5 protein-coding genes are annotated in these 4,634 nt (G+C 69.6%); 1 reads left to right on the top strand and 4 read right to left on the bottom strand.

What is annotated here, in order from left to right; genetic code table 11:
• Positions 1-208, bottom strand: a 208-nt coding sequence (locus ACR2JA_RS08720; RefSeq protein ID WP_434008702.1) for an NAD-dependent epimerase/dehydratase family protein, incomplete at its 3' end; no start/stop codon positions are given.
• Between the two features lie 11 nt (positions 209-219).
• A complete protein-coding gene (locus ACR2JA_RS08715; protein WP_434008701.1) occupies positions 220-2,208 on the bottom strand; it encodes a transglycosylase SLT domain-containing protein in 1,989 nt (662 codons plus the stop codon).
• Positions 2,209-2,217: 9 nt separating this feature from the next.
• Between ACR2JA_RS08715 and ACR2JA_RS08710 the strand changes: the two genes are divergently transcribed.
• Positions 2,218-2,850, top strand: coding sequence for a 5-formyltetrahydrofolate cyclo-ligase (locus tag ACR2JA_RS08710; protein WP_434008700.1), 633 nt, complete (start codon positions 2,218-2,220; stop codon positions 2,848-2,850).
• Positions 2,851-3,021: 171 nt separating this feature from the next.
• Here ACR2JA_RS08710 and ACR2JA_RS08705 read toward each other — a convergent pair whose 3' ends face one another.
• Positions 3,022-3,939 carry a DMT family transporter gene (locus ACR2JA_RS08705; RefSeq protein WP_434008699.1) on the bottom strand — a complete coding sequence of 306 codons (918 nt, stop codon included), beginning with the start codon at positions 3,937-3,939 and terminating at the stop codon, positions 3,022-3,024.
• 247 nt (positions 3,940-4,186) lie between these two features.
• On the bottom strand, positions 4,187-4,634 hold a 448-nt coding region (locus ACR2JA_RS08700; protein ID WP_434008698.1), incomplete at its 5' end, for a LysR substrate-binding domain-containing protein.

Below are 4,634 nucleotides of genomic sequence, written 5' to 3'. Positions count from 1 at the left end.
CCGCATCGTGACCGGGCAGCAGGCGCGCGAGCGCGGCCGGGTCGTGCACGTCGGCCTCGATGACGGTCAGGCGCGGCAGGTGCTGCACGCCGGCGGCGTTGGCCGCGCGGCGGGTGGACACGGTGACGGACCAACCGGCGCGTTGCAGCTTTTCGCACACGTGGCGGCCGACGAAGCCGGTGCCGCCGAGGACCAGGACCTTGGACATGGAGAGGACTTTCAGGGCAATTCGGTGTTGATCGGGGTGGGCGTGGAGCGCGGCCCCACCATGCCCAGCCGAGCGCGCAGCGACTGCGGCTGCCCGGTGATGATGGCGGCGTAGGTGGTGGTGTTGGCCAGCACTTTCTTGACGTAGTCGCGCGTTTCTTCGAACGGGATGTTCTCGGCCCAGATCTCGCCCGCCAGCACCGGCCCGTTGCGCCAGGCGCGGGGGCGGTTGGGGCCGGCGTTGTAGGCCGCGGCGGCCATGGGCATGGAGCCTTCGAAGTCGTCCAGCGCGAGCTTGAGGTAGGCGGTGCCGATGGCGATGTTGGTGTCGCGTTCGCTCAGGCGCTGGGGCTGGAAATCGGTCATGCCGATCTTGCGCGCCGTCCAGCGGGCGGTGGCAGGCATCACCTGCATCAGGCCCGATGCGCCGACGCCAGAACGGGCGTCGGTGACGAAGCGGCTCTCCTGCCGGATCAGGCCGAACACGTAGGCCGGGTCCAGGCCGATGGCGCTGGCGCGTTGCACCACCGCGCTCTGGTGCGGCATGGGAAAGCGCTGGCTGTAGTCCTGCATCAGCCGTGTGCGTTCGCTGCTGTTGATGCAGCGGTCCCACAGCGCCTGTTCGCAGGCCAGCGCCGCGGCGGCCAGCAGCTCGCGTTCGCCCATGCCGCCAGCGTCGTGCAGGTTGGTGGTGTAGTTCCATTCGCGCACGCCTTCGCTGCGCAGGCCCAGGGCCACGGCGGCCAGGGCTCGTTGCAGACCCGGGTTGTTGCGCGCGGCGTCCACTTCTTGCGCGGTCAGCGGGGGCGGGGGTGGCGGCACGGTGATGGCGCGGCCCAGTTCCTCCAGCGCCAGCTGTTCATAAAAGCCGCGCGGCGAGGCGATGGACTCGTACAGCGCACGGGCCTGGGCCGTGGCCGTCGCCGTGTCGGGCTGCTTGAGCGCCAGCAGCGCGCGCGCCTGCCAGTAGACCCAGGCGGGTTCGGCGCGCTGCGCCTCGCCCATGGCGCCGATGGCCTCGCGCACGTGGCCCCACGCGCCGGCGCGCAGACCGGCACGCACCTTCCAGGCCAGGTGGTCGCTGTGCATGAAGCGGTCCTGCCCGTTGGCGAAGTACACCAGGGCGTTGTCCTGCAGCTTCTGCGCGGCGCGTTTGCCGATCACGCCCCACAGCCAGCTGCGCTCTTCCTGCGTGAGCTGCGCTTTCCAGCGCGTGCGGTCCAGCTCCTGCGCGGCGGCTTCGGGGTTGGCATCGGCCAGCTTGATGATGGCCAGCGTCACCAGCTCCTTGGTGCGCGGGCGGATGGCGGTGATCTTCTCGTCCAGGTAGCGGGCCGGGTTGGCCGCGATGGCGTTGACCATGGGCAGTGCGTCGGCGTCCACCATGGCCACGGCCTGCGTCACCGCGCGGGTACGGCCGGTTTCCATGGCCAGGCGGGCGCGCCGCCACACCCATTCGGTGCCCAGATGGCCGCTGTCGACAAAGGCCTTGGCGGCGGTGGCGCAGCCCTCGTCGGCCTCGCGCTGGGCCAGCCAGAGCTCGGCCACCTGCCGGCCCAGCGCGTCGGCCGGCTGGCGCTTGGCCACGGCGTTGAGCATGAGGGCGTAGCACTGCACCTGCCGGTCGTCGTTCATGCGAAAGCGCGGCAGCTCGGCTTCGAAGGTGGGCCAGTCGCGTTGCTGGCCCAGGCGCAGCAGCCAGTCGTTGCGCAGCCGGTCTTCCCAGTAGGTGCCGGCCATGCTGTCCAGGGCTTCGCGCATCTCGGCCGGGCTGGCGGTGTCCAGCCGGGCCCGCGCTTCCCAGTAACGGGCCATGGGCTCGAGCTGGTGGCCGCGCACGCGCGGCAGCAGGGCTGTGAGGGTGGGCGCGTTGTTGCGGCGGAAGGCTTCGCGCATGTCCAGCAGCGCGGTGTCGGCGGCCGGTTGCGCCCAGGCCACGCTCTGCACCAGCAGCACGGCCATAATGGACAAGAGACCTCGTTTGGCGATCACAGGATTCATGGTTTGATTATGGACAGCAAAGACGGCCAGAGTTCCCCTAAACCCGCACCGGAACCCGGCTCCAAGGCGGCCTGGCGCCAGCAACTGATCGCCAAGCGCCAGGCCCTGGCCGACCGCGCCTGGCGCAACGACCTGCTGCAGCGCGTGATGCGGGTCTGGCTGATCCACCGGCCCGACACCGTGATCGGCGCCTACTGGCCGATCAAGGGCGAATTCGATCCGCTGCCCGCGCTGTTCCGCTGGCAGGAAGCCGGGCTGGAAGAAGACGCGCAGGGCGCGCAGCAGCACCGGCGCATCGGCCTGCCGGTGGTCAACAAGGTCGACAAGACGCTGACCTTCTACACCTGGTACCCGGGCTGCCCGATGGAAGAGGACGCCTACGGCATCCCCAAGCCCAAGGACACCGAGATCGTGCAGCCGACGCTGATCTTCGTGCCCTGCGTGGGTTACGGACCGGGTGGCTACCGCCTGGGCTACGGCGGCGGCTTCTACGACCGCACGCTCGCCAGTCTGCAGCCCAAGCCTTTCACCGTGGGCTTGGGCTACGACTTTGCTTACGTGCCCGACCTGAAGCCCGAGCCGCACGACGTACCGCTGGACGCGATCCTCGCGGACACGGGGGTGATGTGGCCGGTGAAGTGACGCACCCCCTGCGCGGCTGACGCTGCTTCCCCCTCTGTGGCGCGCCTGCGGCGCTTCGAGGGGGACGCACCCTGTGGCCCGGCGAAGCCGGTTCCACGGGTGCCCTGGACGCAGCACCTTCTCCGGAGGCTTTCTGGTTTGATGTGGCCTGGTGCCCCAGGACAGGCTTTGCTACGGATGCTCGGCGTTGGCGTGCACTTCGCTGATGCGTTTTTCGCGTCGCACCAGGTACAACCCGCTGCCGACGATGATGGCGGCGCCCAGCCAGGTGTGGGCTTCGGGCAGGGTCTGCCAGACCAGCCAGTCCAGCGCCACACCCCAGGCCAGGGCCGAGTATTCGAACGGAGCGACCGCGCTGGCCTGACCATGGCGGAAGGCTTCGTTGATGGTCAGCTGGCCCAGAAAACCGGTGATGGCCAGGGCCAGCAGCAGGCCCGCATGGTCCAGCGACACCGGCTTCCAGCCCGGCGCCGCCAGCAGGCCGCCGCCCACCGTCATGAACACCATCATGGTCAGGATCATGGCTTCGCTGCTGTCGGTGCGGCTGAGCAGCCGGCCGGCCACGGCGGCCACCGCGTAGCAGAGGGCCGCGGTCATCACCGCGATGCCGCCGGTGGTGGCAAAGCCTGCCTGCAGGTCGCCGCTGTTGGGCTGGATGGCCACCAGCACACCGATGAAACCGACCCCGATCGCCCACCAGTGGGCCCTGGGCACACGTTCCTTGAGCACCGGCACCGACAGCGCCGTGATCAGCAGCGGCGCGATGAAGAAGATCGTGTAAGTGGACGACAGCGGCAGCTCGCTCACACCGCGCGTGAACAGCGCCAGCATGGTGATGCCCAGGCAGCCGCGCAGGATGTGCAGCGACCAGCGCAGCTGGCGCAGCCGGCCCCAGCCGCGGCGCCACTGGATCCAGGCCAGCACCAGCGGCAGCGCAGTCAGGCCGCGCAGACAGGCCATTTGCAGCGGCGGGTAGTGCGCCGACAAGGTCTTGAGCACCGCGTCCATGAGCGAGAAAAACATCATCGCCAGCAGCATGTTGACGATGCTGCGCAGGTTGCCGGCGGCGTGTTGGGCGGAATGGCTCATGGATGCAAAAGGAAAGCGGCGCAGTGTGCCTGAGTGAGAGGACGCAGAGGGCGCCAAAAACGTTGACGGCGGCAGTGCCTGTTCCAGCACACGCCGTGGAACGGGCTTTGCCCGGCCACAGGCGTGGTCCCGCTGGGGGGCCGAGGGCCGCGGCTCCAAGCCTACCTGCGCAGGCTTGGACAGCCTGAGGATGCATCGTCTCTGACGATGCTGCGGCCTGCAAGGGGCGCGCAGCGGCGCAGGGGGGTTAATCCATATGATCCACCGTGTCCGGGTCCGGCACCTCGCCAATGGCCTGCCGGGTGCGCTCGGCTTCGCGCAGCAGCCAGTCGCAGAAGGCCTTGACCTCGGGACGCACCACGCTGCGCGGCGCAACCACCAGCCAGTACACCAGCGGTGAGTCCAGCCGCATCTGCGGCAAGGGTTCGATCAGGTCGCCGTTGGCCAGGCTCTCGGCCACCAGCGGCAGGCGCGCCAGTGCCACGCCCTGGCCGGTCAGGGCCGCCTGCACGATCTGGCTGGCGTAGTTGAAGTAGAGCCAGCGCTGTGGCGTGAGCCGGGCCTTGGCTTTGCCGCGCGCCGTGCCGCCGCCAGCGGGCGCGAAGTGGTCCAGCCAGCGCTGCCACGTCAGCCATTCGAGGTGGCGCGTGCGGTGCGCGTCGCCGGCCTCGATGAGCGTGACCTGGGCCAGGTCG

It is taken from the genome of Hydrogenophaga sp. (assembly GCF_051007235.1).
Taxonomy (GTDB): domain Bacteria; phylum Pseudomonadota; class Gammaproteobacteria; order Burkholderiales; family Burkholderiaceae_C; genus Hydrogenophaga.
This window is presented reverse-complemented; position numbering and strand designations above follow the sequence as displayed.